General features: G+C 75.0%; 23 protein-coding genes, 1 tRNA gene and 2 pseudogenes. 14 read left to right on the top strand and 12 right to left on the bottom strand.

The features are described 5' to 3' along the window. Positions 1-41: 41 nt before the first annotated feature. A pseudogene (locus tag WDV86_RS16185) lies at positions 42-346 on the top strand (IS3 family transposase); the annotation flags it as partial. Positions 347-474: 128 nt separating this feature from the next. On the opposite strand, the gene WDV86_RS02450 reads toward WDV86_RS16185, so the two are convergent. The 4 genes from WDV86_RS02450 to WDV86_RS02435 all read right to left on the bottom strand — a co-directional run bounded on the left by WDV86_RS02450 (position 475) and on the right by WDV86_RS02435 (position 3,257). Beyond that, positions 475-816: a hypothetical protein gene (locus tag WDV86_RS02450; RefSeq protein WP_339565999.1), complete on the bottom strand. Its 342-nt coding sequence runs from the start codon at positions 814-816 to the stop codon at positions 475-477. A 124-nt stretch (positions 817-940) separates the two neighbouring features. Next, positions 941-1,675: a hypothetical protein gene (locus tag WDV86_RS02445; protein ID WP_339565998.1), complete on the bottom strand. Its 735-nt coding sequence runs from the start codon at positions 1,673-1,675 to the stop codon at positions 941-943. A gap of 943 nt (positions 1,676-2,618) precedes the next feature. Continuing rightward, positions 2,619-2,840 (bottom strand): alpha/beta fold hydrolase, encoded by a 222-nt coding sequence (locus tag WDV86_RS02440; RefSeq protein ID WP_339565997.1) that lies wholly within the window; start codon positions 2,838-2,840, stop codon positions 2,619-2,621. Positions 2,841-2,963: 123 nt separating this feature from the next. Beyond that, on the bottom strand, positions 2,964-3,257 hold the full coding sequence (locus tag WDV86_RS02435) for a hypothetical protein (protein ID WP_339565996.1): 294 nt from the start codon (positions 3,255-3,257) through the stop codon (positions 2,964-2,966). 400 nt (positions 3,258-3,657) lie between these two features. Here WDV86_RS02435 and WDV86_RS02430 point away from each other — a divergent pair, with 400 nt between their 5' ends. The 11 genes and pseudogenes from WDV86_RS02430 (at position 3,658) to WDV86_RS02370 (ending at position 16,552) form a co-directional block, all read left to right on the top strand. Then, entirely contained in the window at positions 3,658-4,929 is a 1,272-nt protein-coding gene (locus WDV86_RS02430; RefSeq protein WP_445262913.1) for a multidrug effflux MFS transporter, read from the top strand. 58 nt (positions 4,930-4,987) lie between these two features. After that, positions 4,988-5,074: transfer RNA gene (locus WDV86_RS02425), tRNA-Ser, on the top strand. Between the two features lie 127 nt (positions 5,075-5,201). After that, positions 5,202-6,215: a cold-shock protein gene (locus WDV86_RS16180; protein ID WP_445262906.1), complete on the top strand. Its 1,014-nt coding sequence runs from the start codon at positions 5,202-5,204 to the stop codon at positions 6,213-6,215. Between the two features lie 148 nt (positions 6,216-6,363). Next, positions 6,364-7,823 (top strand): annotated as a pseudogene (locus tag WDV86_RS16175) (xylulokinase). Between the two features lie 67 nt (positions 7,824-7,890). Next, positions 7,891-8,658, top strand: a complete 768-nt coding sequence (locus tag WDV86_RS16170) for an alpha/beta fold hydrolase (protein WP_445262905.1) — start codon at positions 7,891-7,893, stop codon at positions 8,656-8,658. Positions 8,659-8,861: 203 nt separating this feature from the next. Beyond that, entirely contained in the window at positions 8,862-9,131 is a 270-nt protein-coding gene (locus WDV86_RS02395; protein WP_339566080.1) for a metal-sensitive transcriptional regulator, read from the top strand. Between the two features lie 47 nt (positions 9,132-9,178). After that, entirely contained in the window at positions 9,179-9,388 is a 210-nt protein-coding gene (locus tag WDV86_RS02390; protein ID WP_339565993.1) for a heavy-metal-associated domain-containing protein, read from the top strand. Beyond that, positions 9,385-9,537 carry a hypothetical protein gene (locus WDV86_RS02385; protein WP_339565992.1) on the top strand — a complete coding sequence of 51 codons (153 nt, stop codon included), beginning with the start codon at positions 9,385-9,387 and terminating at the stop codon, positions 9,535-9,537. The genes WDV86_RS02390 and WDV86_RS02385 overlap by 4 nt, the downstream gene beginning before the upstream one ends. A gap of 134 nt (positions 9,538-9,671) precedes the next feature. After that, positions 9,672-12,014 (top strand): heavy metal translocating P-type ATPase, encoded by a 2,343-nt coding sequence (locus WDV86_RS02380; RefSeq protein WP_339565991.1) that lies wholly within the window; start codon positions 9,672-9,674, stop codon positions 12,012-12,014. Positions 12,015-12,371: 357 nt separating this feature from the next. Next, entirely contained in the window at positions 12,372-15,338 is a 2,967-nt protein-coding gene (locus WDV86_RS02375; RefSeq protein ID WP_339565990.1) for a ribonucleoside-diphosphate reductase subunit alpha, read from the top strand. Positions 15,339-15,478: 140 nt separating this feature from the next. Then, positions 15,479-16,552, top strand: coding sequence for a ribonucleotide-diphosphate reductase subunit beta (locus tag WDV86_RS02370; RefSeq protein WP_445262912.1), 1,074 nt, complete (start codon positions 15,479-15,481; stop codon positions 16,550-16,552). Positions 16,553-16,672: 120 nt separating this feature from the next. On the opposite strand, the gene WDV86_RS02365 is transcribed toward WDV86_RS02370, so the two are convergent. From WDV86_RS02365 to WDV86_RS02345, 5 genes are all read right to left on the bottom strand, one after another. Beyond that, positions 16,673-17,332: a rhodanese-like domain-containing protein gene (locus WDV86_RS02365; RefSeq protein WP_339565988.1), complete on the bottom strand. Its 660-nt coding sequence runs from the start codon at positions 17,330-17,332 to the stop codon at positions 16,673-16,675. An 86-nt stretch (positions 17,333-17,418) separates the two neighbouring features. After that, positions 17,419-18,081, bottom strand: a complete 663-nt coding sequence (locus WDV86_RS02360; RefSeq protein ID WP_339565987.1) for a copper resistance CopC family protein — start codon at positions 18,079-18,081, stop codon at positions 17,419-17,421. A 67-nt stretch (positions 18,082-18,148) separates the two neighbouring features. Continuing rightward, positions 18,149-19,366, bottom strand: a complete 1,218-nt coding sequence (locus WDV86_RS02355) for a Dyp-type peroxidase (RefSeq protein ID WP_339565986.1) — start codon at positions 19,364-19,366, stop codon at positions 18,149-18,151. Continuing rightward, positions 19,363-20,019, bottom strand: coding sequence for a copper chaperone PCu(A)C (locus tag WDV86_RS02350; RefSeq protein WP_339565985.1), 657 nt, complete (start codon positions 20,017-20,019; stop codon positions 19,363-19,365). Before WDV86_RS02350 ends, WDV86_RS02355 begins: the two co-directional genes overlap by 4 nt. A 215-nt stretch (positions 20,020-20,234) precedes the next feature. Beyond that, positions 20,235-20,852, bottom strand: a complete 618-nt coding sequence (locus tag WDV86_RS02345) for a hypothetical protein (RefSeq protein WP_339565984.1) — start codon at positions 20,850-20,852, stop codon at positions 20,235-20,237. Between the two features lie 124 nt (positions 20,853-20,976). Here WDV86_RS02345 and WDV86_RS02340 point away from each other — a divergent pair, with 124 nt between their 5' ends. Both WDV86_RS02340 and WDV86_RS02335 read left to right on the top strand, forming a co-directional pair. Continuing rightward, a complete protein-coding gene (locus tag WDV86_RS02340; RefSeq protein WP_339565983.1) occupies positions 20,977-21,906 on the top strand; it encodes an alpha/beta hydrolase fold domain-containing protein in 930 nt (309 codons plus the stop codon). A 121-nt stretch (positions 21,907-22,027) separates the two neighbouring features. After that, positions 22,028-22,750, top strand: a complete 723-nt coding sequence (locus WDV86_RS02335; RefSeq protein ID WP_339565982.1) for a hypothetical protein — start codon at positions 22,028-22,030, stop codon at positions 22,748-22,750. Positions 22,751-22,848: 98 nt separating this feature from the next. Here the strand turns inward: WDV86_RS02335 and WDV86_RS02330 are convergent, their stop codons facing one another. The 3 genes from WDV86_RS02330 to WDV86_RS02320 form a co-directional block, all read right to left on the bottom strand. Then, positions 22,849-23,274: a DUF1810 domain-containing protein gene (locus tag WDV86_RS02330; RefSeq protein ID WP_339565981.1), complete on the bottom strand. Its 426-nt coding sequence runs from the start codon at positions 23,272-23,274 to the stop codon at positions 22,849-22,851. A 34-nt stretch (positions 23,275-23,308) separates the two neighbouring features. After that, positions 23,309-24,538, bottom strand: coding sequence for a YibE/F family protein (locus tag WDV86_RS02325; protein ID WP_339565980.1), 1,230 nt, complete (start codon positions 24,536-24,538; stop codon positions 23,309-23,311). A gap of 144 nt (positions 24,539-24,682) precedes the next feature. Next, complete coding sequence (locus tag WDV86_RS02320; protein ID WP_339565979.1) at positions 24,683-25,066, bottom strand: PGPGW domain-containing protein; 384 nt, start codon at positions 25,064-25,066, stop codon at positions 24,683-24,685. Positions 25,067-25,158: the final 92 nt, after the last annotated feature.

The raw sequence follows: 25,158 nt of genomic DNA, 5'->3' as shown, positions 1-25,158 counted from the left end.
AGACGTTGCGGAACTGGGTGACCTAGGCGGAGATCGTCCCCCGCAAGCGGGAGGTGCCCCCAGGCCGCTCCCGGCCCGGGACGACGACCGAGGATGGCCGGCGGATCGCTGAGCTCGAGCGGGAGAACCGTGAGCTGCGGCGGGCGAACGACATCGTGAAGACGGCGTCGGCTTCGCCCAGGCGGAGCTCGACCGCCGACTGAAGTAGTCGTCGAGTACATCGACGCGCACAAGGACCGTTCGGGGTCGAGCTTGGGAGGAGCTCTGCGACGGCGTCTGCAGGGTGCTGCAGGCCGCCCCGAGCACCTACTACGCCGCCAAGACCAGACCCCCGTCAGCGAGGTCAGTGAGCGACGCGGTGACCACCGAGGTGATCCGGTGTGTGCACGAGAACAACTACGTCCGTTCCGGCCACCGCCTCCAGGGCCCTCGGCCGTGACAGGAGATTAGCCGCAGGTCGTGCGACTCGTCCTTTCAAGCGACGGTGGTGGTGGCTCGCGGCGTTCGACGGGCCTCGATAGCGGCCACTGTCAAAATGACTGCCGACGTGACTAGGAGCAGAGCGGGAGGCAGAAGGTAAAGGCCCAGGCCGACGATGGTGACGACGCTCCAGGCCAGTGCCAGTGTCGACGCCAGTCCCGTAACGAGGGCTGCTCGCGGGAGGGTTGATCTTCTGGTGGCGAGGAGACTGATGGCTCCGGCGGCGAGCGGAATACCGAGGAGGGCAACCGCGAAGAGTCCGCTGTCACGGACCGCGAATGGCCCGAAGGTGACGATCAACAGCACCACGGCGGCTGTTGCGAGTGCTTCCATCACTAATGCGGCTCTACGCATTCCCATGCCGTCACCCTTCTAAGGTGTCGTGAAGGCAAAATACTAGCTGCCCGTCCCGGACGCGCCCCTTACCTTGCAGGCGGAAGGTGGCGTCGCCCGTATCCCTTCAGCACCGATTGATGGGGGCAAATAAGAAATCGTCTTCCGCCTCGAAGAATTCATCGCCGCAGTTACGGTCCCAGGGGTTCAACGAACCCCCGTAGACGCGCCCGCATCGGTCGTGCTCGCCGCAGTCGTAGGTGTAGGTGTCGATACCGTTGTCAGCTGGTCCGCACTCACCCAGTGAGCCAGAGGAACCGGGTCCGCTGGTGACGACATCGCGGCTCCAGCAACGCTTCGGGCTCACGGCGTCGTAGTAGAGGCTCCGCTTAGCTCGCGTGCACGACATGTACAGGATGCCGTCCTCGTCGGTGCGCTGGCAGGCGGCGGCGGTGGTGGCCGCGGCTTCGCCGTCCTTGGCCGCCCCCGCGGCCAGTTCCTTTGCGTTGTCGCAGGCTGCTACGGCCGCCAACTCTGACTCTATCGTTGCGGGAGAGACCAGCGTCATGTTCGGCTCGGGCATAGTTTTGCTGTCAATTCTGGTGCCGACGGGAGCTGAGGAGAGGAGAGCGACGTAACGTACGAGCAGGTCCACGTGGTCCTTGCCTGCACGTGTGGTACGCGAGTTCGCCACATACTGCTGGTTGAAATTTTCCGCAAGGGCTTCGAGCGCCAAGACGTCGGCTCCGTCGAGCGCATTGCCGTAACCGTTCCGGGTGATAGTCTTCGCAGCGTCGTCGCGCGTGACGCTGAACTTCTTCCCGTTCACCCAAATAGTAGCGCTGTTCTTGGTGGTGCTCACGGAGGCGGCTTCTACGCGCAGCTGGCTGTCAGCGATGTCGTAGGTGCCTGCGGCGGTTCGTGCCGTCTCGGACAGCTGCATGACCGGCGCGCCCGAGCTCAACGTCGGTGCTGCACCCCCCGGCGTGTCCGCCATAGCGGGGTGCTGTGCCGCGAACATCAGGCTGCTGGAGACTGCGAGAGCAAATGGAGCGAGCTTCGCTACAAGTGAAGTGCGCATGATCGACAACCCCCGTGTGTGTCGTGCTTGAGGTGGGTCCGTGGCGTGATGCCGGCTGCGCCAGCACACATCTCATTACCCATTACCTTTGTGCAAAGGAGGGCTTTGAAAGTAGTGCTGAAATTAAGACCTCTCCACTCTTCGCGTCTAGCGGCCCCGGCAAACCGTGACCGAATCGTTACGTGAGTCCGGCCTCTCGCATGCGCAGCTACGGACAGAACACGGCCACCGGTGATGGTCGCCACCAGCGCCATCGTCGAGGCCTGTCGTGGGGTTGGCGGCAGCACCACGCGCGAGGTGGCGGGAGCGATCAGGGTGCTGTTCCGGGCCCGCTGGAGCTGGTGCGAAAGGCGTGTAGTGCCGCGCGGGCGGCGCCGGCCGCCGCGGCGAAGGCGCTGGCGCGCTGGGCTCGCTCGGTCTCGCGGCGCTTTCGGCGGGCGCGGGCTAGGGCGCGAGCGTGGGCTTGAGCGAGCGGCGGCGGAGGTCTGGGAGGGGGAGCGTTGGGGGGTGCCGGCGTCGGTGGTCCAGGCGGCCAGGCGGGAGCGGACCCAGCCGGGGACGTGGCGGGCGGCGGCGGTGTGCGGCCAGGGCGTGCCGTCGGGTCGTTCGTCGAGGGCCCGCAAGGTGTCGCGCGGCGTCCAGCCGGCCAGCCAGAACGGACGCAGCAGCGCGGTGACCCACGCCGGGGGAGGGCCTCCCGCGCCGAGCCGTAGGGGCCTGCCCCTCAGGCCGTCTGCGCCGCGAGCCAGGTGGTCAGCTCGTGGCTGAGCGCGACAGGGGCGTCGACCTGCAGGAGCTGGCCGGCGCCGTCGGCCTCGCGCCACTGGGCGCCGGGGACCAGGCGGTGCAGACGGGCGCCGACCTCGAGCGGCAGCCACGCGTCGTCGGTGCCCCACAGCACCCGGACGGGGAGGCGCAGGTCGGGCAGCCGTCGCTCGTTCTCCACCAGGGACGTCGCGTCGTAGCCGGTGATCTGCCGGTAGCGCGCCGCTCACGCCGCGAGCCGGCGGTGCGCCTGCAGGAGCAGGAGCAGCACCGCCTGCACGACGGCGAGGCCGAGGAACGGGCCTCAGCCGCCGTCGCGCGCGGCGGTGCGCTGGCGCAGCAGGTGGGCCCGCAGGGCCTCGTCGACGTTGCTCAGGAGGAAGAAGAGGCCACCGAGGACGAGGAAGACCCCACCCGCCGCGAGAGCCACCGCAAGGAGCCCGGCCACGGAGTCGTCGACCGTGGCCAGCAGGGTGGCGACGAGGAGCAGGACGAGCCCGCCGACGACCGGACGGGCGCACCCCGGCCTCGGTCCCGCGAGCGGGTCCTCCTCGTCGGGGTCGGCGGGCGGCGGAGGGCCTTCTGGTGCACCGGTCACCTCACCAGGGTGCACTCCATCGCCGACCGGGCCCGGCTCGTCTCGAGCTGCTCGACGGAGGAGCCGTCTGCTCCCGTGTGCACCCGGCCGGTGCCGGCCCGGCGGTGGAGGCCTCCAGCAGCAGGCCGACCTGCTCCGCGCGGCCGGCGGTGGACGCTCGCCGGGCGACTGCTCCATTGGGTGCCTGCGGGAACAATGCCGACGGTCGGGCGCTTGTCGACGCGCGGGTGAGCGACGTCGCCGCCGACGACCGAGACCGATCCTCCAGGAGAGCCGAGCTGTGACCGCCGCCCCCCGCACCCCCACCGAGCACGCCGACGTCCCGCCGGCGAGGAGCGGCCCGCCGCCGCAGGGGCCGCCGGCGCGCGGAGTCGCCCCCTCGCCCGCCGAGGGCAGCCCGGTGCCTGCGGGCGGCCCGCTGCCTGACGTCGGCGCCTCGTGGACGACGGCGCAGCGCGTTCGCCTCGTCGTCGTCCTCGGCGTCCTGGTCGCGCTCGGCCCGCTGACCATCGACATGTACCTGCCGGCGCTGCCCGGCATCCGCGAGCAGCTGCTCGCCACCGAGGCCCAGGCGCAGCTGACGCTCACCGGGCTGCTGGCGGGACTCGCCCTCGGACAGCTGGTGCTGGGGCCGCTGTCGGACCGCTTCGGCCGCCGCACGGTGCTGCTGTCCGGCGTCGTCACCCACGCGCTCGCCTCCGCGCTGTGCGCGCTGGCGCCGACGATCGAGCTGCTGACGGCGGCGCGCGTGCTGCAGGGCGTGGCGAGCGCCGCCAGCGCCGTCGTCGCGCTCGCCATCGTCCGCGACCTCTTCAGCGGTGTCGCGGCGGCTCGGACCCTCTCGCGGCTCACGCTCGTCATGGGTGCGGCACCGATCATCGCGCCGACGCTCGGTGGCCTGCTGCTGCTGCAGACGGGGTGGCGCGGGGTCTTCGTCGCCCTGTCGCTCTTCGCCGTGCTGCTCCTCGTCGTCGCCTACCGGCTGCTGCCCGAGACGCTGCCGCCGGAGCGCCGCCGCGTCGGCGGGGCCGCCGAGGTCGTGCGCACCTACGGGACGCTGGTGCGCGACCGGCGCTTCGTCGGGCTCGTCCTCACGGCCGGCTTCGCCTTCTCGATCATGTTCGCCTACATCTCCGGGTCCGCCTTCGTGCTGCAGGGGATCTACGGGCTGTCCGAGCAGCAGTTCGCCCTGGCCTTCGGGGGTGGCGCGGCGCTGCTCATCGGCGCGACGCAGGTCAACCCGGTGCTGCACCGCTGGTTCCACCCGGTGCGGGTCCTGCACGGCGGGCTCGTCGGCGCCCTCGTCACCACCACGGCCCTGCTCGTCCTCGTCGCGACCGGCACCGGTGGCCTGCTCGGCGTGCTGGTGCCGCTGTGGCTGACGCTCGGCGCCATCGGCTTCGTGCTGCCGAACAGCCCAGCGCTGGCGCTGACCCGGCACGGGCGAGCCGCCGGGACGGCGGCGGCCGTGCTCGGCTGCACGCAGTTCGGCATCGGCGCGCTCGTGGCGCCCCTGGTCGGCGTCGCCGGCGGCGCCCTGGGGGCGGCCGTCGGCATGGCGGTCGTCATGGTCGGCGCCGCGGCGGTGGCCGTCGTGCTGCTGCACGTGGTCGTCCAGCCGAAGGTCCTCGACGACCGCGTGCCCGCCCGGGCGGTGGCCGCCGCCACGTGAGCCGTCGCCCCAGCGGTGGCGGCTCGGGCACACTGGTCCGGCGCCCCCGACGGGGTGAGGAGGGCTGGCCGAGCGGCCGAAGGCGGCGGTCTTGAAAACCGCTGGGCGGGCGACCGTCCCGTGGGTTCGAATCCCACGCCCTCCGCCCTTCGTCGGCCTGCGGCCCACCGGCCGCGCCAGAGGTCCGGCGGTCCCGCCCCCGGCCGGGGGGGTAGGCCGGGCGTCCCTGATACTCACCGGTCGACCGTCCGCCCTCGTGCCTGGAGCTGCTCGTGCCTGCCGCCACCGTCCGCTTCTTCGACCCCGACCGGGGTTTCGGCTTCCTCGCCCTGGAGGACGGTGCCGACGACGTCTTCGTGCACGCCTCGGAGGTGCTCTCCTCTGACGTGCGCGGCGGTGACGGCGCGCGGACTCTCCGCGAGGGCCAGGCCGTCGAGTTCGAGCTGGGCGAGGGGCCGCGCGGGCCGCAGGCCGTGCGGGTCCGCGTCACGGGTGACGTCGCGCCCGACGCCGCTCTCGGGGTGCTCGGCACCGTCGCCTGGTTCGAGCCGACCAAGGGCTACGGCTTCCTCGTCCCCGACGACGGCGGCGCCGAGGTCTTCGTGCACGGGTCCGCGGTCGTGGGGGGCGCCGTGCTCGTCGAGGGGCAGCGGGCGGCCTTCCTCGTCGGCGAGGGCGAGAAGGGCCCGCAGGCCGAGCACGTGCTGCCGCTCGCGGCGTCCTCAGGATCGACCACCGGGCTGGCCGCCGCCGCCGACGACGGGGCCGACGGGACGGTCTCCTGGTTCGACGCGGAGAAGGGCTTCGGCTTCGTCGTCCCCGACGACGGCGGCGAGGACCTGTTCGTGCACGTCCGCGCGCTGGCCGGCGGGCTGGACTCGCTCAGCGAGGGCGACCGGGTGAGCTACGACGTCGCCCAGGGCGACCGGGGCCCGCAGGCCCGCGACGTGCGCGTGGTCGGCGGCGCCGCACGCCCGGCGCCGTCGGGTCGCGACCGAGGGCCACGTGACGCCGGCCCCGCCCGCGGCCGCGGGGCTGGCCCCCAGGGCCGGGGCAGGTCGGCCTCGCCGTCGCGGGTGCCGGCCCGCGGGGGCGAGGGCGTCGTCGCGCGCTTCGACGCCGACCGCGGCTTCGGCTTCATCCGGCCGGACTCCGGCGGCGACGACCTGTTCGTCCACGTCTCGGTGCTGCGGGGCGCCGTCGCCCTGGGCGAGGGCGACCGCGTGCGCTTCGCCGTGCGGCAGAGCGACCGCGGGCCGCAGGCGGACCGGGTCGAGGTGCTGTAGCACCTCCGGTCGCCGCCGCGGCCGAGCAGGAGCGGACTGGCACGCCCGCGTCTGGCACGCTGGCGGTGGCGCCGACGCCGGCGCCGCCGGCCCGGGGGCCGGTCCGCCCGAGGTGCCCCTCCGGCGCCGCTCGGAGAGGCTCGCGCGCATGCTCGTCGCAGGGATCGACTCCTCCACGCAGTCCTGCAAGGTCGTCGTCCGTGACGCCGGGACGGGCGCGCTCGTCCGCTCCGGCCGAGCCGCGCACCCGGGCGGCACCGAGGTCGACCCGCAGCGCTGGTGGGAGGCGCTCCACGAGGCGGTCGAGGACGCCGGCGGCCTCGCCGACGTCGGCGCCGTCGCCGTCGGCGCCCAGCAGCACGGCATGGTCTGCCTCGACGCCGACGGCCAGGTCGTCCGACCGGCGCTGCTGTGGAACGACACCCGCTCGGCCCAGGCCGCCGCCGACCTGGTCGCCGAGCTCGGTGACGGCGACGCGGGCACCGGGCGGCAGGCGTGGGCCGAGGTCGCCGGCGTCGTGCCCGTCGCGAGCTTCACCATCACCAAGCTCCGCTGGCTGGCCGACCACGAGCCCGACAACGCCGCCCGCGTCGCCGCCGTGGCGCTGCCGCACGACTGGCTCACATGGATGCTCGCCGGTGGCCCCGAGGCCGGTCTCGACGCCCTGACGACCGACCGCGGGGACGCCAGCGGCACCGGCTACTACAACGCCGCGACGGGGGAGTACCTCCCCGACCTGCTGCGCCGGGCGCTGCGCCGCGGCCCCGACGAGGAGCTGCCGCACCTGCCCCGCGTGCTCGGCCCCGCCGAGAGCGCCGGCCGCGGCGCCAGGGGCGGTCTCGCGCCCGACGCCGTGCTCGGCGCCGGCACGGGCGACAACGCCGCCGCGGCCCTCGGGGTCGAGGCCGTGCCGGGCGACGTCGTCATCTCCCTCGGCACCTCCGGCGTCGTCTGCGGCCCCTCGGGCACCGCGCCGAGCGACCCCAGCGGCATCGTCGCCGGCTTCGCCGACGCGACGGGCCGCCAGCTGCCGCTCGTCTGCACGCTCAACGCCGCGCGGGTGCTCACGGCGACGGCCGACCTGCTCGGCGTCGACGTCGGCCGGCTGTCCGACCTCGCCCTGGAGGCGCCGTCCGGCGCCGGCGGCATGGTGCTCGTGCCCTACCTCGAGGGCGAGCGGACGCCAGACCGCCCTGGCGCGACCGGCGCGGTCCACGGGTTCACCCTGGCGACGGCGACGCCCGGCCACCTCGCCCGCGCGGCCGTCGAGGGCCTGCTGTGCGGCATGGCCGACGGCGTCGACGCCCTCGTCGGGCAGGGCACCCGCGTCGACCGGGTCGTGCTCGTCGGCGGGGGGCCCGCTCGGAGGCGGTGCGGCGCCTGGCGCCCGTCGTGCTCGGCCGGCCCGTGGTGGTCCCGCCGCCGGGGGAGTACGTGGCCGACGGCGCCGCGCGCCAGGCCGCCTGGGTCGCCTCCGGGGCCGACGAGCCGCCGACCTGGGGCACCCCCGACGGCGAGGCCACCACCTACGACGCGCCGCAGGACCCCGCACCAGGCCGCGCCGTGCGCGAGCGGTACGCCCAGGTGCGCGACCTCACAGACGCCTGAGCCCCCACGGGGCGTCGCGGTAGGGCACCCTGGCCGGCTCTGCCCGCCGGCCCCAGGGAGCCCCAGCATGATCCTCGCCCACGACGTCGCCGGCGCCGGACCGCTGCTCGTGCTGCTGCACGGCATCACCGAGAACCGGCACACCTGGGACCCGGTCGACCTGACCGGACGCAGCACCGTCCTGCGCGTGGACCTGCGCGGCCACGGCGAGTCCGAGCGGGTCGGGCCCTACGACCTCGACACGCTCGCGGACGACGTCGCCGAGACCGTCGCCGCCGTCGCCGGCAGCGAGGTGCCGCTGCTCGTCGGGCACTCCATGGGCGCCGTCGTCGCGCACGCCTACGCGCTGCGCCACCCGGCGCGGGCCGTCGTCAACGTCGACCAGCCGCTCATGCTCGTCCACGCCCAGGAGGGCTTCCAGGCGATGGAGCCTGCGCTGACCAGCGAGGCGTTCGCGCCGACCATGGAGGCGCTCATGGGCCAGCACGCCGGCGCCCTGGCGCCGGAGGAGGCGGCGCGCGTCGCGGCGCTGCGCCGTCCCGACGCCGAGGTCGTGCTGGGCATGTGGGACGCCGTCCTGCACTCCACGCCGTGGCAGCTGGGCCGGCTCGTCGACCGGCTCACGGCCTTCCCCGCCGGTGTGCCCTACCTGATGGTCTGCGGCACCGACCTCGGGCCCGCGCACACCGCGTGGATGCGCGAGCGCATGCCGACCGCGCAGGTCGAGACGTGGTCCGACCCGCCCACCCACTACCCCCACCTGGCGGCACCGGGACGCTTCGTCGCCCGGGTCCGGGCGCTGGAGCACGAGGTGGAGGCCTCCGCGCGGCTCTGACGACGTCGGGCCCCAGACGTCGGCCGCGCGGCGGGAACAGCCTCTGGACCCTCGCCGTTGGCGCAGGTACCCCACCGGGGTACGGTGTGCGGACGCGACGACGGAGGAGGCCGCCCGTGGCTGCCGACGAGATGGGCGCGGCGCCGGACGTCGTGGCGACGGACGGCCTGACGACCGACGGTGGGGCGCAGGCCCCCGGCTACATGCAGCAGAAGGAGGAGTACCTCCGCCGGCTGCGCCGGATCGAGGGGCAGGCCCGCGGCCTGCAGCGGATGGTCGAGCAGGAGAAGTACTGCATCGACATCCTCACGCAGGTCTCCGCGATGACCCGGGCGCTGCAGAACGTCGCGCTCGGGCTCGTGGAGGAGCACCTGGCCCACTGCGTCCACGACGCCGTCGCGACGGGCGGGCCCGAGGCCGACGCGAAGGTCCGCGAGGCCTCCGCGGCCATCGCCCGCCTGGTCCGCAGCTGACCCTGCTGCTCGACCGGCCACCACCTGGACCTGCTGGAGGACACGAGATGCGCACCACCACCTACACCGTCACCGGGATGACCTGCGAGCACTGCACCCGCTCGGTCACCGAGGAGGTCGAGGAGATCTCCGGCGTCACCGACGTCCAGGTCGACCTGGCTTCCGGGCGCCTGGTCGTCACGGCGGCGGACGACGTCACCGACGCCGCCGTCGCGGGCGCCGTCGAGGGCGCCGGCTACGCGCTGGCGTCGTCGTGAGCGGCGCGACCGGCGACCGGCCGCTGCGGGCTCTCGGCCTCTTCGGGCTCGTGCTGGCCGCCGCCCTGGTCGGGGGGCTCGGGCTCGGCGCCGCGGTCGGCCCCGTGCAGCCGCCGGGCACCGGCTCCGGCGCCATGTCGCACCCCTGACGCCGCGGCTGACGACGCCCAGCCCTCGGCCCGCTCTCGCCCTCGGGCCGAGGACCTCGAACCCCTTCTGCGGAGCGGCTGCGCAGCAGCCACTCCCACCCGGCGACCCGTCGGGTGATGTCTTGGAGGTCGCCATGACCCGTCGCAGCAGCGACACCACCAGCCCGTCGGCGAGCGCTCGCGCGGGCACGGCCGACGCCGTCCGCGCCGGCAGCTCAGGGCGTACGGGTGGTGCAGGAGCCAGAGACGGCGTCAGCGTCGACCTCGCCATCAGCGGCATGACGTGCGCCTCGTGCGCCGGGCGGGTCGAGCGCAAGCTCGGCAAGCTCGACGGCGTCAGCGCCACGGTCAACTACGCGACCGAGCGCGCCCGGGTCGAGGCCCCGGCGGGCACCGACCTCGCGACGCTGCTCGCCGCGGTGGAGTCGGCGGGGTACACCGCGACCGAGCACCGCCCCGAGGTCGTCGAGGAGGAGGACACGCTGGCGCCGCTGCGCCGGCGGACGCTCGTCTCGGTCGCCCTCGCCGTCCCCGTCGTCGCGCTGGCCATGGTCCCGGCGCTCCAATTCTCTGCCTGGCAGTGGGTCTCGCTCGCCCTCGCGCTGCCCGTCGTGCTCTGGGGCGGCTGGCCCTTCCACCGTGCCGCCGCGGTGAACCTGCGGCACGGCGCCGCGACGATGGACACGCTGGTCTCGGTCGGGACGCTCGCCGCGCTGCTCTGGTCCCTCTACGCGCTCGTGCTCGGCACGGCCGGGCAGATCGGCATGACCCACGGCTTCGTGTGGCTCGCGGGCGACGCCGACGGCAGCGGGGCGATCTACCTCGAGGCGGCGGCCGGCGTCACGGCCTTCGTGCTCGTGGGCCGCTACCTGGAGGGGCGCTCGAAGCGCAGTGCCGGCGCCGCGTTGCGGGCGCTGCTGGAGAGCGGGGCCAAGGACGTCGCCGTCCGGCGCGAGGTCGACGGCACCGTCCGCGAGGTGCGCGTGCCCGTCGAGGAGCTGGCCGTCGGCGAGCACTTCGTCGTCCGGCCGGGGGAGAAGGTCGCCGCCGACGGCGTCGTCGTCGACGGCTCCTCCGCCGTCGACGTCTCCGCCCTGACCGGCGAGCCGGTCCCGGCCGAGGTGGGTCCGGGCGACGAGGTCGCGGGCGGCGGCGTCAACGCCGGCGGCCGGCTCGTCGTGCGCGCCGAGAAGGTCGGGGCCGACACCCAGCTCGCGCAGACCGCCGCCCTCGTCGAGCGCGCCCAGGAGGGCAAGGCCGACGTCCAGCGGCTCGCGGACCGCGTCTCCTCGATCTTCGTCCCGGTCGTCGTCGGGCTCGCCGTCGCCGTCCTGGGCTTCTGGCTCGGCGCGGGCGCGGGGTGGGCGACGGCGCTGACCGCCGCGGTCGCCGTCCTCATCATCGCCTGCCCGTGCGCCCTCGGGCTGGCGACGCCGACGGCGCTCATGGTGGGCACCGGGCGTGGCGCGTCGATGGGGATCGTGGTCCGCGGGCCCGAGGTGCTGGAGCAGACCCGCCGCGTCGACGTCGTCGTGCTCGACAAGACCGGCACGGTGACCACCGGCCGGATGTCGCTCGCCGACGTCGCCCCGGCGCCGGGGCAGGACGCCGGCGAGGTGCTCCGCCTGGCCGGCGCGCTGGAGGCCGCCTCCGAGCACCCGATCGCCCGCGCGATCACCGCTGCGGCGCAGGAGGCCGCGGCGCAGGAGGGCCTCCCGGACGTCACCGGGTTCGCCTCGCGCGACGGGCTCGGCGTCGAGGGCTCGGTCGAGGGCCGCGCCGTCGTCGTGGGACGGCCGCGGCTCCTGGCCGAGCGGGGGCTCGCCGTCGACGCGCTGGACGCGGCGCGGGCCGAGGCCGAGGCGAGCGGGCGGACGGTCGTCGCCGTGGGGTGGGACGGCGCCGTGCGAGGGCTGCTCGTCGTCGCCGACACGCTCAAGCCGACGTCGGCCGACGCCGTCCGCCAGCTGCGCGCCCTCGGGCTGCGGCCCCTGCTGGTGACCGGGGACCACGAGGCGGCCGCCCGCGCGGTGGCCGCCGAGGTGGGCGTCGAGGAGGTCGTCGCCGGCGTGCTGCCCGCCGGCAAGGTCGACGTCGTGCGCCGGCTGCAGGAGCAGGGGCACGTCGTCGCGGTCGTCGGGGACGGCGTCAACGACGCCGCGGCGCTGGCGCAGGCCGACCTGGGCCTGGCGATCGGCACCGGCACCGACGTCGCCGTCGAGGCCTCCGACCTCACGCTCGTGCGCGGAGACCTGCGCTCGGCCGCCGACGCCGTCCGGCTCTCCCGGGCGACCCTGCGGACGATCAGGGGCAACCTGCGGTGGGCCTTCGCCTACAACGTCGCGGCGATCCCACTGGCGGCGGCGGGCGTGCTGACGCCGATGGTCGCCGGCGCCGCGATGGCGCTGTCGTCGGTGTTCGTGGTGACGAACAGCCTGCGGCTGCGCCGCTTCCGCTCCCGCTCCGGCGCGGTCTGAGCCGGCCTCGGCCTGGGGACGGGCGGTGGAGAACCGGTGGGTGGGCGGGGGACGCGCGGGGGACGGCGTGTGGACGACGTCCGACACGCCCGACACGACATCTGGGGGTCCTTGCGCTGGTCGGCCCCGGATGTAGTGTCGGGGGCGCTGGAGGTCAGGCCGGTCCCCGCCGCTGGACGAGGGGTCGACCGAGGCAGCAGGAGCCTCGGGAGGCTCCGTGACCTGCCTCTGGTGCACGCGCCGGCCGGCGCGTGCGTCCGGGCCCCGCAGGCGGTCCGCGACGGCGCAGCGCACCCTGGTGCGAGGGCGTCGACGCGCCCTGCGGCCCAGGCACCCGGTCCGCGAGGAGGAGCCCGAATGACCCAGACCACCGACCGGCCGGCGGCCGCGACGAGCGGCCCGGCAGGCACGCACCCGACCCGTATCGCCGTGCTCAAGCGCGACGGCGGCGTCGCCCCCTTCGAGCCCGCGAAGATCTCCGCGGCGATGCGTGCGGCCTTCCTCGCCGTCGAGGGCCAGGGCGCCGGCGGCAGCAGCCGGGTGCGCGAGCTCGTCGACGTCCTCACCGGCCAGGTGGTCACGTCCCTCGAGCGTCGCTACGGCGCGGGCCGGTCGGTCGACGTCGAGGAGATCCAGGACCAGGTGGAGCTGGCGCTCATGCGCTCGGGCGAGCACCGCGTCGCCCGCTCCTACGTCCTCTACCGCGAGGAGCACGCCCGCCTGCGCGCGGCGGCGGCCTCCCTGCCGGAGCCCGACGACGCGGTGCGCTCCGGCGCCGAGCTGCCCCAGCTGCCGGGTGGTGCGCGGATCCCCGACCTGCAGGTCACCGCCGCCGACGGCACCCGCAGCCCGCTGGACGCCGACCGGCTGCGCCTGGTCGTCGGCGAGGCGTGCGCGGACCTCGACCCGGCCGTCGACGCCTCGGCCGTGCTCGCCGAGACCGTCCGCAGCCTCTACGACGGCATCACCGCCGCCGAGCTGGCCCAGGCGCCCGTCCTCGCCGCCCGCTCGATGGTCGAGACCGAGCCTGACTACAGCCGCGTCAGCGCCCGGCTGCTCCTGGACGTCCTGCGCGCCGAGGTGCTCACGCTGCTCGCCGGGCAGCCGCAGCAGGCCAGCCAGGCCGAGATGGCCGAGCGCTACCCGGCGTACTTCGCCGACTACGTGCGGCACGGCGTCGCCGACGAGCGCCTCGACCCGAAGCTGCTCGAGTTCGACCTCGAGCGCCTCGGGGCCGCCATCCGCCCCGAGCGGGACCTGAACTTCACCTACCTCGGGCTGCAGACGCTCTTCGACCGCTACTTCCTGCACACCCGCGGCGTGCGCTTCGAGCTGCCGCAGGCCTTCTTCCTGCGCGTGGCCATGGGGCTGGCGCTGGAGGAGGACGACCGCGAGGCCCGCGCGATCGAGTTCTACGAGAAGCTCTCCAGCTTCGACGTCATGTGCTCGACGCCGACGCTCTTCAACGCGGGCACCGTGCGCCCGCAGCTGTCCTCGTGCTTCCTCACGACCGTCGAGGACGACCTGGACTCCATCTACTCCGGCATCCGCGACAACGCGCTGCTCGCCAAGTTCTCCGGCGGCCTCGGCAACGACTGGACGCCGGTGCGCGGCACGGGCGCCCACATCAAGGGCACCAACGGGGAGAGCTCGGGCATCGTCCCGTTCCTCAAGGTCGCCAACGACACGGCCATCGCCGTCAACCAGGGCGGCAAGCGCAAGGGCGCCGTGTGCGCCTACCTCGAGACGTGGCACATCGACGTCGAGCAGTTCCTCGACCTGCGCAAGAACACCGGCGACGACCGGCGCCGCACGCACGACATGAACACGGCCAACTGGGTGCCGGACCTCTTCCTCCAGCGGGTCGAGGCCGACGGGCGCTGGACGCTGTTCTCCCCCGACGAGGTGCCCGACCTGCACGACCTCTACGGCACCGCCTTCGCTGAGCGCTACGAGCACTACGAGGCCGAGGCCGACGCCGGCCGGATCAGCGTCTCGCGCACCGTGCGGGCCAAGGACCTCTGGCGCCGGATGCTCACGATGCTCTTCGAGACCGGGCACCCGTGGATCACCTTCAAGGACGCCTGCAACCTGCGCTCGCCGCAGCAGCACGCCGGTGTCGTGCACTCCTCGAACCTGTGCACGGAGATCACGCTCAACACGAGCAAGGACGAGGTGGCCGTCTGCAACCTCGCGTCGATCAACCTGGCCCAGCACGTCACGCCCGAGGGGCTCGACGTCGAGAAGCTGCGCCGCACCGTCCGCACCGCGGTGCGGATGCTCGACGACGTCATCGACATCAACCTCTACACGATCCCGCAGGCGGAGAACAGCAACCGCCAGCACCGCCCGGTCGGCCTGGGCCTGATGGGCTTCCAGGACGCGTTGTTCACCCTCGGCCTGCCGTACGCCAGCGAGGGGGCCGTCGACTTCGCCGACACGAGCATGGAGGCGATCAGCCACGCGGCGATCAGCGCCTCGGCCGACCTCGCCGAGGAGCGGGGCGCCTACGCCTCCTTCCCCGGGTCGCTGTGGAGCCAGGGCGTGCTGCCGCACGACTCCGTCGCCCGCGTCGCGCAGGCCCGCGGCGGCGACCTCGACCAGCCCGTCACCGAGCGGCTGGACTGGGGCTCGCTGCGCGAGCGGGTCAAGCGCGTCGGCGTCCGCAACAGCAACATCATGGCCATCGCGCCGACGGCGACCATCAGCAACATCGTCGGCGTCAGCCAGTCGATCGAGCCGCAGTACCGCAACCTCTACGTCAAGGCGAACATGAGCGGCGACTTCACCGTCGTCTCCACCTCGCTCGTGCGGGCCCTGAAGGAGCGCGGGCTCTGGGACGACGTGATGGTCAGCGACCTGAAGTACTACGACGGCAGCCTCGGCGCCGTCGACCGGGTGCCGGCCGACCTCAAGGCGCTGTACGCCACCGCCTTCGAGGTGGACCCGCACTGGCTGGTGCGGGCCGGCTCGCGCCGCCAGGTGTGGATCGACCAGGCGCAGTCGCTCAACCTGTACGTGCTGGAGCCCAACGGCCGCACCCTCGACGAGCTGTACCGGGCGGCGTGGCGCAACGGGCTCAAGACGACGTACTACCTGCGCAGCTCCAGCCGCACGCACGTCGAGAAGTCGACGCTGCAGGGCACCGACGGCCGGCTCAACGCCGTCGCCGTGGCGCCGGCGGCCCCGGCGGCCGTCCCGACGCCCAGCCCGGCGCCGCCCGTGGTGGCCGCCCCGACGACGGTCTCCGCCGTCGTCCCGACCGGCGCGCCGCAGCCCGCGGCGTGCTCCATCGACGACCCCGAGTGCGAGGCCTGCCAGTGACTCTCGACTGGGACGACGCTCCCGCCCCCCAGCCCTTCGCCCCGACGACGACGCCCGTCCGGCCCTCCGTGCCCGGGGCGCGGACGTCCGGGGACGTCACCGCGACGCCGGCCGACCTGCCGGGCGTGCCGCAGCCGTCCGTGCCCGCCTCGGGCGAGACCGCGAGCAGCGGCCTCGGTGAGATCGACCGCAACGGCGGCCGGGTCGAGGTCTCCGAGAAGCGGATGATCAACGGCCGCGCCGACGTCAACCAGCTCCTGCCCATGAAGTACACGTGGGCGTGGGACAAGTACCTCGCCGGGTGCGGCAACCACTGGATGCCCACCGAGGTGTCCATGCAGGCCGACATCGCGCTGTGGAACAGCCCGGGCGGGCTCACCGAGGACGAGCGGCTCATGCTCAAGCGCAACCTCGGCTTCTTCGCCACGGCCGAGTCGCTCGTCGCCAACAACATCGTGCTCGCGGTCTACCGGCACCTCACCAACCCCGAGTGCCGCCAGTACCTGCTGCGGCAGGCCTTCGAGGAGGCCGTGCACACCCACACCTTCCAGTACATCTGCGAGAGCCTCGGCCTGGAGGAGGGCGAGCTCTTCAACATGTACCGCGAGGTGCCCTCCATCGCGGAGAAGGACGCCTGGGCGCTGCAGTACACCCAGGCGCTGGAGGACCCGGACTTCCGCACCGGGACGCCGGAGACCGACACGCAGTTCCTGCGCGACCTCATCGCCTTCTACGTCATCTTCGAGGGCATGTGGTTCTACACCGGCTTCGCGCAGATCCTCTCGCTCGGCCGGCGCAACAAGATGGTCGGCATCGCCGAGCAGTACCAGTACATCCTGCGCGACGAGTCGATCCACCTGAACTTCGGCATCGACACGATCAACCAGATCAAGGCGGAGAACCCCCACCTCTGGAGCGCGGAGTTCCAGGAGGAGGTCCGCGGGATGCTGACGACGGCGTGCGAGCTGGAGGTCGCCTACGGCCGCTCGACGATGCCGCGGGGCCTGCTCGGCCTCAACGCCGACCTGTGCGAGCAGTACATGCACTTCATCACCAACCGCCGTTGCGGCCAGCTGGGCCTCGCGCCCGTCTACCCGGCCGTCGACAACCCGTTCCCGTGGATGAGCGAGGTGATGGACCTGGGCAAGGAGAAGAACTTCTTCGAGACCCGGGTCATCGAGTACCAGACCGGCGGCGGGCTCAGCTGGGACTGACCCCTTCCCGAGCACCGACGACGACGGCCCGCCTCCCGAGGGAGGCGGGCCGTCGTCGTCCGCGGCGAGGCGGTGCGCAGACCCGGCCGTGCACGGTCGGGTCTGCGCACCGCTGCCGCATCAGGGCAGCTGGGCGAGCACCTGCGCCGTCGTCGGCGTCGCCGCGCCGCAGTTGTGGGGCAGCAGCGCCAGCGCCCGGGCCATCGGGCACGTGTTCGTCAGCGCCGAGACCGTCAGGCCCGCGGCGACGCCGCCGGCGAGCAGCCGCGCGGCCGGGACCGCGAGGCCGACCAGCATCCCGGTGAGCACGAGGGAGCCGGCGGCCAGGCGCACCTGGCGGTCCATCGCCCAGCGGGCGCGGCCCTCGACGACCGTGCCCCCCGCCGACGCGACGTCGGCCGTCCCACCGCCGAGGACCTGCAGCGTCGCCCCGGTGCCGGCGGCGACCAGCAGCTGCCGGGCGCGCTCAGCCCGCGCGCCTGCGGCGCACATCACCACGACGTCTCCGCGCAGCCGGGCGGCGACCGGGCCGGCGTCCCGGGTCAGCAGGTCCAGCGGCACGTTGACGGCGCCCTCGACGTGCGCGCTCTCGAACTCCGCCGCGGACCGGACGTCGAGCAGCGTCACCGGTCGCTGCCGACGCAGGTCCGCGACCAGCCGGGCGGCGTCGGTCCGCGTCGCGCCGGGGGTGCGGGCGGCCGGGACGGTGGCGGTCATGGGGTTGGCGGTCAGGGGGTTGGCGGTCAGGGGGCTGGCGGTCATGGGGGTGACGGTCGTCATGGTTCTCCTCGCTCGGGATCTGACGTGAGGAACGAGGCGTGGCGGGGCGCCCTTCCGCCGTCCCGCAGGGCGGGACGACCGTGCCGTCAGCGGCCGGGCCGCCGGCGACGGCTGAGCACGGCCGCCACGACGGCGCCGGCCACCAGGGCGGCGGCGACGACGAGCACGACCGGCAGCCACGGGACGTCGCCGCCCGCGGCGGTCTGCTCGGTCTCCTCGACGGTCGCGCCGCTCTGGGTCGGCGTCGGCGTGGCGGACGGCGTCGCCTCCTCCGTCGGGCTCGCCGACCCGGGCTCCGTGGGCGCCGGTGCAGGCTCGGTCGTCGGCACCGCGGCGTCGGCGGTGTCCACCGAGAAGGGCACCTCGCCGCTGATGGGGTGCCCGTCGGAGGAGGTCACGCGGTAGACCACGCGGTACTCACCGCTGGCGAGGTCGGTCGTCACCGGCAGGACGACGTCCCGCCCCTCGACGGCGGTCTGCGCCTCGGCGACGACGTCACCGCCGGCGTCCTGCAGGGCCAGGACGGTGCCGATCTCCTGCACCTCGGCGGAGAAGGTGAGCACCACCTGGGAGGGGGCGGCGTCCAGCACCGCACCGGCCTCGGGGTCGGAGCCGACGAGCCGGTCGTGCGCGGAGGCGCTGGGGGCGCCCACGAGCAGGAGGCCGGCGAGCAGCGCGAGCACCGCGGCGGCCGGGGCGGCCAGGCCCGCCCGGCGAGCGGTGCGGGTGGGCGTGGTCGGGGTGGTCATGGGTCCTCCGGAGGTGCGGTGGCGGGTGCAGGGCGGTGCGGGCTGGGTGGTGCGTGGGCCGGCGTGCTCAAGCCCCGAAGAGCCTCTCCCCGAGGACCTCGCCGGGCCGGGCGCCGCCGGGGACGGCGAAGACGGCCGAGCCGACCGCCGTCGTCCACTGGTTGAGCCGGTCCGCCTCGTCCAGCCTGCGCTGGACGGGCACGAGCTGGCGCACGGGGTCGGCCTGGTAGGTGACGAAGAGGAGCCCCGAGTCGCTGAGCTGCCCGGGCGGGGGCGCCTCGTCGTAGTTGTACGCCCGGCGCAGGAAGCGCTCGGCCGGGTCGTCGGTGCGGGCCCGGCGGACGTGCGCGGCGACGTCGATGACGGGCAGCCCCAGGTCGTCGGTGGCCTCGAGGTCGGGCTCGTCGTGCTCGCGCGTCCCCGTGAGGGGGGAGCCGTCGGACTGCCGCCGGCCCATGACGACGTCGCGGGCGTGGGGGTCCAGCTCGTCCCACGTGTCCAGGTGCATGGCGATCCGCCGGACGACGACCGAGGTGCCGCCCGCGAGCCACGCCGGGGCGTCCTCCCCGTGCCAGACGAGCGCGTCGTCCCGTCCGGGGACGAGGTTGGTGGTGCCGTCGACCTGGCCCATGAGGTTGCGCATCGTCGTCCCGGGCGCCGTCGTACCCGGCGCCCGGCGGAACCCGCGCTGCACCCAGCGGACCCGGGTGTAGGCCCGCGCCTCCTTGACGAGCAGGCGGACGGCGTGGCTCACGGCCACCTCGTCGTCGGCGCAGACCTGCAGCAGCAGGTCCCCGCCGGACCAGGTCTCCTCGAGCCGGTCGTGGGTGAAGGACGGCAGCGGCGCCAGCCAGGTGGGCCGCTGGTCCTCCAGCCCGGCGGCGGTGAAGACGCCGGGCCCGTACCCCACGGTGACGGTGAGGGCGGCGGGGACGGCGGCCAGCTCGGGCTCGGTGTCGGTGAGGCCCGGCCTGCCGTCCATGAGCCGCTCGACGTCGTCGGTCCAGACGGCCATGAGGCGCCGTAGGGCGACGCGGTCGACGCCGCCCGCCAGGTCGAGCGCGACGAAGGCGGCCGCGGACGGCGGCGGCGTGGCCACCCCGGGCTGCCGCTCGCCGCGGAAGGTGGTGCGCACCTGGCCGACGGCGTCCGGGGCGGGCGGCTGCTCCTCGGGGCGGGTGCTCGCCCACGCGGCTCGGCCGCCGAGCGCGGCGACCGCGCCGCCGGCGGCCGCCGCGCCCCCCGAGAGGAAGGCGCGGCGGCCGAGCCGGTCGCGCGAGGTCACTGGTCTGCCTCGCCGCCGCCGTCCATGTCGCCGCCGTCCATGCCGCTCATGCCGCCGGAGTGGTCGTCACCGCCGACGTACTCCTCCTGCGCCCCCGAGAAGGAGCGGGCGGGGGCCGTGACGTCGAGGGTCGAGCCGTCCTCGGCGGTCAGCGTGAGCGTGACCTCCTGGCCGGGCTGCAGGGGCTCGAGCAGGTCCATGAGCATGAGGTGGTCGCCGCCGGGCTCCAGGACGTGCGAGCCGCCGGCGGGGACGACGAAGCCGCCGTCCTTCTCGCGCATGACCATCGCGCCGTCGGCCATCGCCATCTCGTGCAGCTCGGAGACGCTGCTCGCGGGGGAGGAGACGGCGGTGATGCGCACGTCGGCGTCGCCGGTGTTCTCCAGCGTGCCGAACGCGGCGGTCATGCCCTCGTCGGCGGCGACGACCCACGGGTCGAGCACCTCGAGGACCTCGGCGGAGCCGCTGGCCCCGTCGTCCTGGGTGGCGTCGTCCTGGGTGCCGTCGTCCTGGGTGGTGGCGGGGGTCGGGTCGGTCGCCGGCTCGTCGGCGCCGCAGCCGGCGAGCAGGCCCGCTGCGCCCAGGGCGAGGGCGGCGGGCAGGGCGAGGCAGCGGCGAGTGGTGCGGGGCAGGGAGGGGCGAAGGGTGCGCATGGGGTCTCCAGGGCGAGGAAGGGGTGCCCGCGGCGGCCGGTGCTCGTGCCGGCGAGCCCGGTGACGCGCCGTCGGGGCGGGGGGAGGGAGGTGTCTGCGGCAGCGGGCACGTCGACGTCCGACGACCGGGTCCCGGCCGCGAGAGCGGAGGGACGCACGGGCCGCACGAGGCAGAGCCGCGGGCGGGTCTCGTCAGAGGGCGTCGTGGGGGTCGGTCAGGCCGCTGCGGCGGCGACCGGCGGGCCGCGGTGCGGCCGGGTCGCGACGACGTCCGCGAGCCCCGCGGGCAGGCGCCGGCGCGGTGTCGCGCGCACGCCCGGTCGCCGGCCGAGGACGGGGAGGTGGAGCAGGACGGCGAGCCCGGGGAAGAGCCGCACGAGCCAGGCGACCGCACGGGCCCACGCACGGTCGGCGTGGACCGCGGCGAGCGCCGTCACGAGCGTCGCGACGGCGTGGGCGGCGAGCATGAGCGGCGAGGCCAGGTCCGTCGACGCGTGCGCCGCACCGGTCGAGACCGTGCCCACCAGGACGCCGCCGTGCACGTGGCCGGCCGGCACCTGCCCCGTGGCCGTCGGGACGGCGAGCACGGCGAAGGCGCTGTGCAGCGCCACCTGCCCGAGGGCGAGCGCCGGGACGAGAGTCCGCAGGCGCAGCCGCCGGCGTCCGAGGGCGCTCGCGGCCGCGAGGGTGACCGACGTCAGCAGCAGGAGCACCAGCGGCGCGGGCAGCGCGCCCCCGCCGAGCACGTGCGCGCCGGCGGCGAGCGACAGGACGAGGCCGGCGAGCAGGACGGCGCGCACCCGCGCCAGCGCCCGCTCGTGCCGCTCGTCCACCCCGTCAGGCTACTGGGGCGTCCGAGGCCAGGGTGCTCGGTCCTCCACCCACCAGGGGCGAGCCCGCGGGAGTCCCCGGGCCGGCGTCTCCCGTGCGGCCCCGCCGGGTCCCTAGCCTTCGTCGGTGACCCCGACCCCCGCCGCCGCCGCGGCCACCACCCGCCCGTCGGTGCCGCTGAGGGTCGTCAACGCCCTCCTGGGCGTGCTCTCCCGCCCCCCGCGGGACGCGGCGGCGGCCGAGCGCTCACGCCTGGTCAGCCAGCGGCGGGGCCCGGCCCGGCCGGGGTGGGCCGTCCGTCGGGCCTGCGACATCTCCCGCTCGACCCTGGCTGGGCTGCCCGTCGTGACCGTCGCCCCGCGTGGGCGCACCCCCTCCTCCGTCCTGGTGTACGTGCACGGCGGTGCCTACGTCGGGCCGCCGCTGTCGCAGCACTGGGACCTCATGGCGGCGCTGGCGAAGGAGGCCGACGCCACGGTCCTCGCCCCGCTGTACCCCCTGGCGCCGCAGGGGACGGCGGCCCCGGTGGTCGCCGCGATGGTCGAGCTGCACCGGGAGCTGCTCGCCCGCGACGGCGTCGCCCCAGCCTGGGCGGGCGACTCCGCCGGCGGCGGTCTCGCCCTGGCGACCGCCCTGGCCCTGCGCGCGGCGGGGGAGCCGCTGCCCCCGCACCTCGCGCTGCTCGCGCCCTGGGTCGACCTCTCGCTGCGCAACCCGGGCATCGCCGCCTTCGCCGGCCGGGACCGCCTGCTCGACGTCGCGGCCCTGCGGCACGACGGCGACCTGTGGCGGGCGGGGCTGCCCGTCGACGACCCCCGGGTCAGCCCGGTGGTCGCGGACCTGCAGGGGCTGCCGCCGCTGACGGTCGTCGTGGGCACCCGCGACCTCTTCACCCCGGACTGCCGCCTCCTGGCGGAGAGGGCCCGGGCCGCCGGGGTCGACGTCGTGCTGGAGGAGTACGCCGAGGGCTTCCACGTCTTCCCCGCCGTGACGTGGCTCCCGGAGTCCCGTGCCGCGCGCCGGACCGTCGTGCGGCGGCTCACGGCGAGGACCTGACGGCCGCTCGGGTGGGCCGTCCCTGCTGCACGTGCGCGTCGAGGCACTCGACAGTGGCCGACGGCAGCCCTCTCTCATGCCACTGTCGAGCCGTCCACGTCGTCCACCTGGGAGGCCCGTCATGACGAGGGCTGGCTCCCGAGGACGCTGGGAGGACCACCGCGAGCGTCGCCGCGACAACCGGCGGGCGAGACGGGAGGAGCGGCGGGCGGGCCGCCCCCGGCACGCCGGTCCACCGAGCGGGTCCGAGCTGCTCGGCTGGCGTCTGGGCGACCTCTCGGACACGCCGTGGTGCCGGGGGGCGTTGGTCGCGGCTGCTCTCTACGTCTTCCTGGTCGGCGCCTCCGGCCTCGACTTCTACGGGTACCGGGGAGAGCCGGTCGAGACGACGGTCGTGGTGTCGGTCGAGATCTCCGGCACGGAGCGGGTCTCCTGCGGGCGGTCCTTCGAGGACGGGTGGGCCGAGGTCGTCACGTACGAGTCGCTGACGACGCGTCCGGGCTACCCCGACGTCTTCCGGTCCGTGACGTGCCCGGGGACGGAGGAGCAGCCCGGCGACGAGGTCACCGTGGTGCGGACGGGCGTCGGCGACGAGTACGTGTTCCCGGACCCGCTCGTCACCTACTGGCAGTGGCTCACCTGGCCGATCCCCTTCGCCCTCGTCGTCGGGCTCGTGGTCACGCTCGGCTTCGTCGTCCGAGAGGAGTGGTACGCGACGAGGTGGGCCGTGCGGCTGGCGGACGAGCGGGCGACGGAGGCGGCGGAGGAGCGCTCCGTCGAGGCGGCCGTCCGCCGGGTCGAGCTGAGGCGGCGAGGGGCTCGCATCCCACGTCCGCGCGCGTGAGCCGTCCCCCAGGGGGCGTCCGCCGGCGGCGTGCGGGTCGAGGACGCGTCCGACGGCGTCGTCGACCCACACGCCTCCGGCGCTCCGACGGGCGGCGCTCAGCCGAGCAGTGACGTCGTCGCCGGGTCCTCCTCGCCGTCGTAGTACTGCGCCAGGACGGCGCGGAAGACGCCGGCGTCCTCCCCGGAGGCGTCGGCGGCACGGGCGAAGAGGGTCGTCGACGAGCGGACCTTGAGGGCGTCGACCGGGCCGACGACCGCGACGGGGTCGGTGCCGGGCAGGGCGGCGAGGGCTGCGGCGCAGGCCCGCAGGCGCGGCCCGAGGAGCGGGTGGGCGAGGTAGGCCTGAGCCTCGTCCAGCCCGGAGATCGCGTAGTGCTGCGCCGTGGGCGAGGAGCCGAGGCCGAGCTGTGGCAGGACGAACCAGATCCAGTGCCCGCGCTTGCGGCCGGCCCGCAGCTCGGCGAGGGCCTGCTCGTAGGTCCCGCCGTCCTGGGCGTCGAGGAAGCGCTGCAGGTCCGCCATGGCTCGATGCTGGCGCACGCAGCCACCTCGGGGGCTACGCCGCGACGTCCCGCTCGGGCGCCGGCGCCATGAGGACGGCGACGCCCGTCGTGACCGGGATGGCCAGGACGAGGCCGATGGCGCCGACGAGGGTCCGCACGACCTCGGTGCCGACCTCGTCGGTCGTGGCCACCTCCAGCAGCGGACGGCCGTAGACGCTGACGAGCAGCAGCAGCGTCAGCGCCGAGCCGGCGTAGGCGAAGATCAGCGTGTACATGCTGGAGGCCACGTGGTCGCGGCCGACCCGCATGGCCGAGGCGAACAGCCGGCCCCGCCCGGCCTCGGGGCTCGTCTCGCGCAGCTCCCACACGAGGCTGGACTGCGTCACCGTCACGTCGTTGAGCACGCCCAGGCCGGCGATGACGAGGCTGGCCAGGACGACCCCCGACAGCGAGATCTCCGGCGCGAGCACGGACAGCGAGACGTCGTCCTCGAAGGCCGTCCCGGTCAGCCGCGCGCCGCCGGTCGCCCAGACGCCGATGCCCGCGGTGAGCACGAGGCCCACGAGGGTCCCCAGCAGGGCCGACGTCGTGCGGACCGAGATCCCATGCGCGAGGTACAGGACGACGACCGCGACGGCGGCCGACCCGACGACCGCCACGGCGAGGGCGTCCTCGCCGGCCAGCAGCGCGGGGACGACGAAGCGCAGGAGCACGAGGAGGCTGATGAGCGCGCCGAGCACGGCGGCGACCCCGCGCCACCGGGCGACGGCGACGACCAGCAGCACCAGGACGACGCCGAGCAGCGCCAGCGGGACGCCACGCTCGTAGTCGACGAAGACGTAGGAAGGCACGCCGCCCTCCCCGGGCCCCTCGAGCAGCTGGACGCCGTCGCCCGCGCCGATGCCCGTCTCGTAGACGGTGGGGCTGACCTGCACGCCGACGACGACCCCGCCGGCCAGCCGCACGGACACGTCGCCGCACGGACCGACGGGGATGGGGTTGCCGTCCTCGTCGAAGGCCTGCGCGTCGCAGTCGAACGGCTCGACGGCGGTGACGGTGCCACTGACGAGCTCGGCCGCCGCCGGCTCGCCCGCCGCCGGCACACCCGCGCCCTGCGTCGGCCACAGCACGACCAGGCCCGCGAGGACGGAGGCGGTGACGAGACCGACGAGCACCGCGGAGACGGCGACGACGCGCCGGCTGCTGCGCAGCGCCTGCTCGTGCCTCGGGGCAGGGGTGGGGGGTGGGGTCGACGTGGTCGGGGTCGTCTCGGGCTTGGGCACCTCCCCATCCTGGGCGCGGCCGGTGGTAGGTGCGGAACCCCCCGACGGCATCACACCTCCTCCGCTCGTGATGAGGTAATGCTCTATCTCATAATCTCGCGGCGGGCTCTTCTGGGCTTCCCCGGTCGATGCCGGTCCCCGTGCTCAGACCGGCGCGCGGTTGCCCGCGTGCCGGGCGTAGACCACGGAGCCGACGAGGAAGAGCCCGCTGCCGGCCATGAGGACGGCGGTGAGACGGGTGAGGCCGGGGGCCTGCACGCCGGCGAGCCCGAGCGCGGCGACGAGCAGCAGCGCGGCGGCGCAGCCGAGCGCCCACAGCGCCGAGGCGCGGCGTCGCGCGACCTGGCGCATGCCCGCCTCGGCGCGGTTACGGGCGAAGCCGAGCGGCCGCTTGGCCCACGCGAAGCGGCTGGACAGCACCGCGAGGCCGGCCGCGACGAGGATCATTCCGGGGCCCGGCAGCACGAGCAGGGCGACGCCCGTGAGGGCGAGCACGCCGCCGACGACGGCGACGACGACGGTGGGCATCGTGACCTCCCTCAGGGCGCGGACGCCGTCGGCGCCCGGTCCGCACAGCCTGCCAGCCCGACGCCCGGCGTCCCCCGGCCGCCGCCCGGTCC

Source organism: Pseudokineococcus sp. 1T1Z-3 (genome assembly GCF_037482365.1).
Taxonomy (GTDB): Bacteria; Actinomycetota; Actinomycetes; order Actinomycetales; family Quadrisphaeraceae; genus Pseudokineococcus.
The sequence above is the reverse complement of the archived record's forward strand: the minus strand, read 5'-3'. Positions and strand labels throughout refer to the sequence as shown.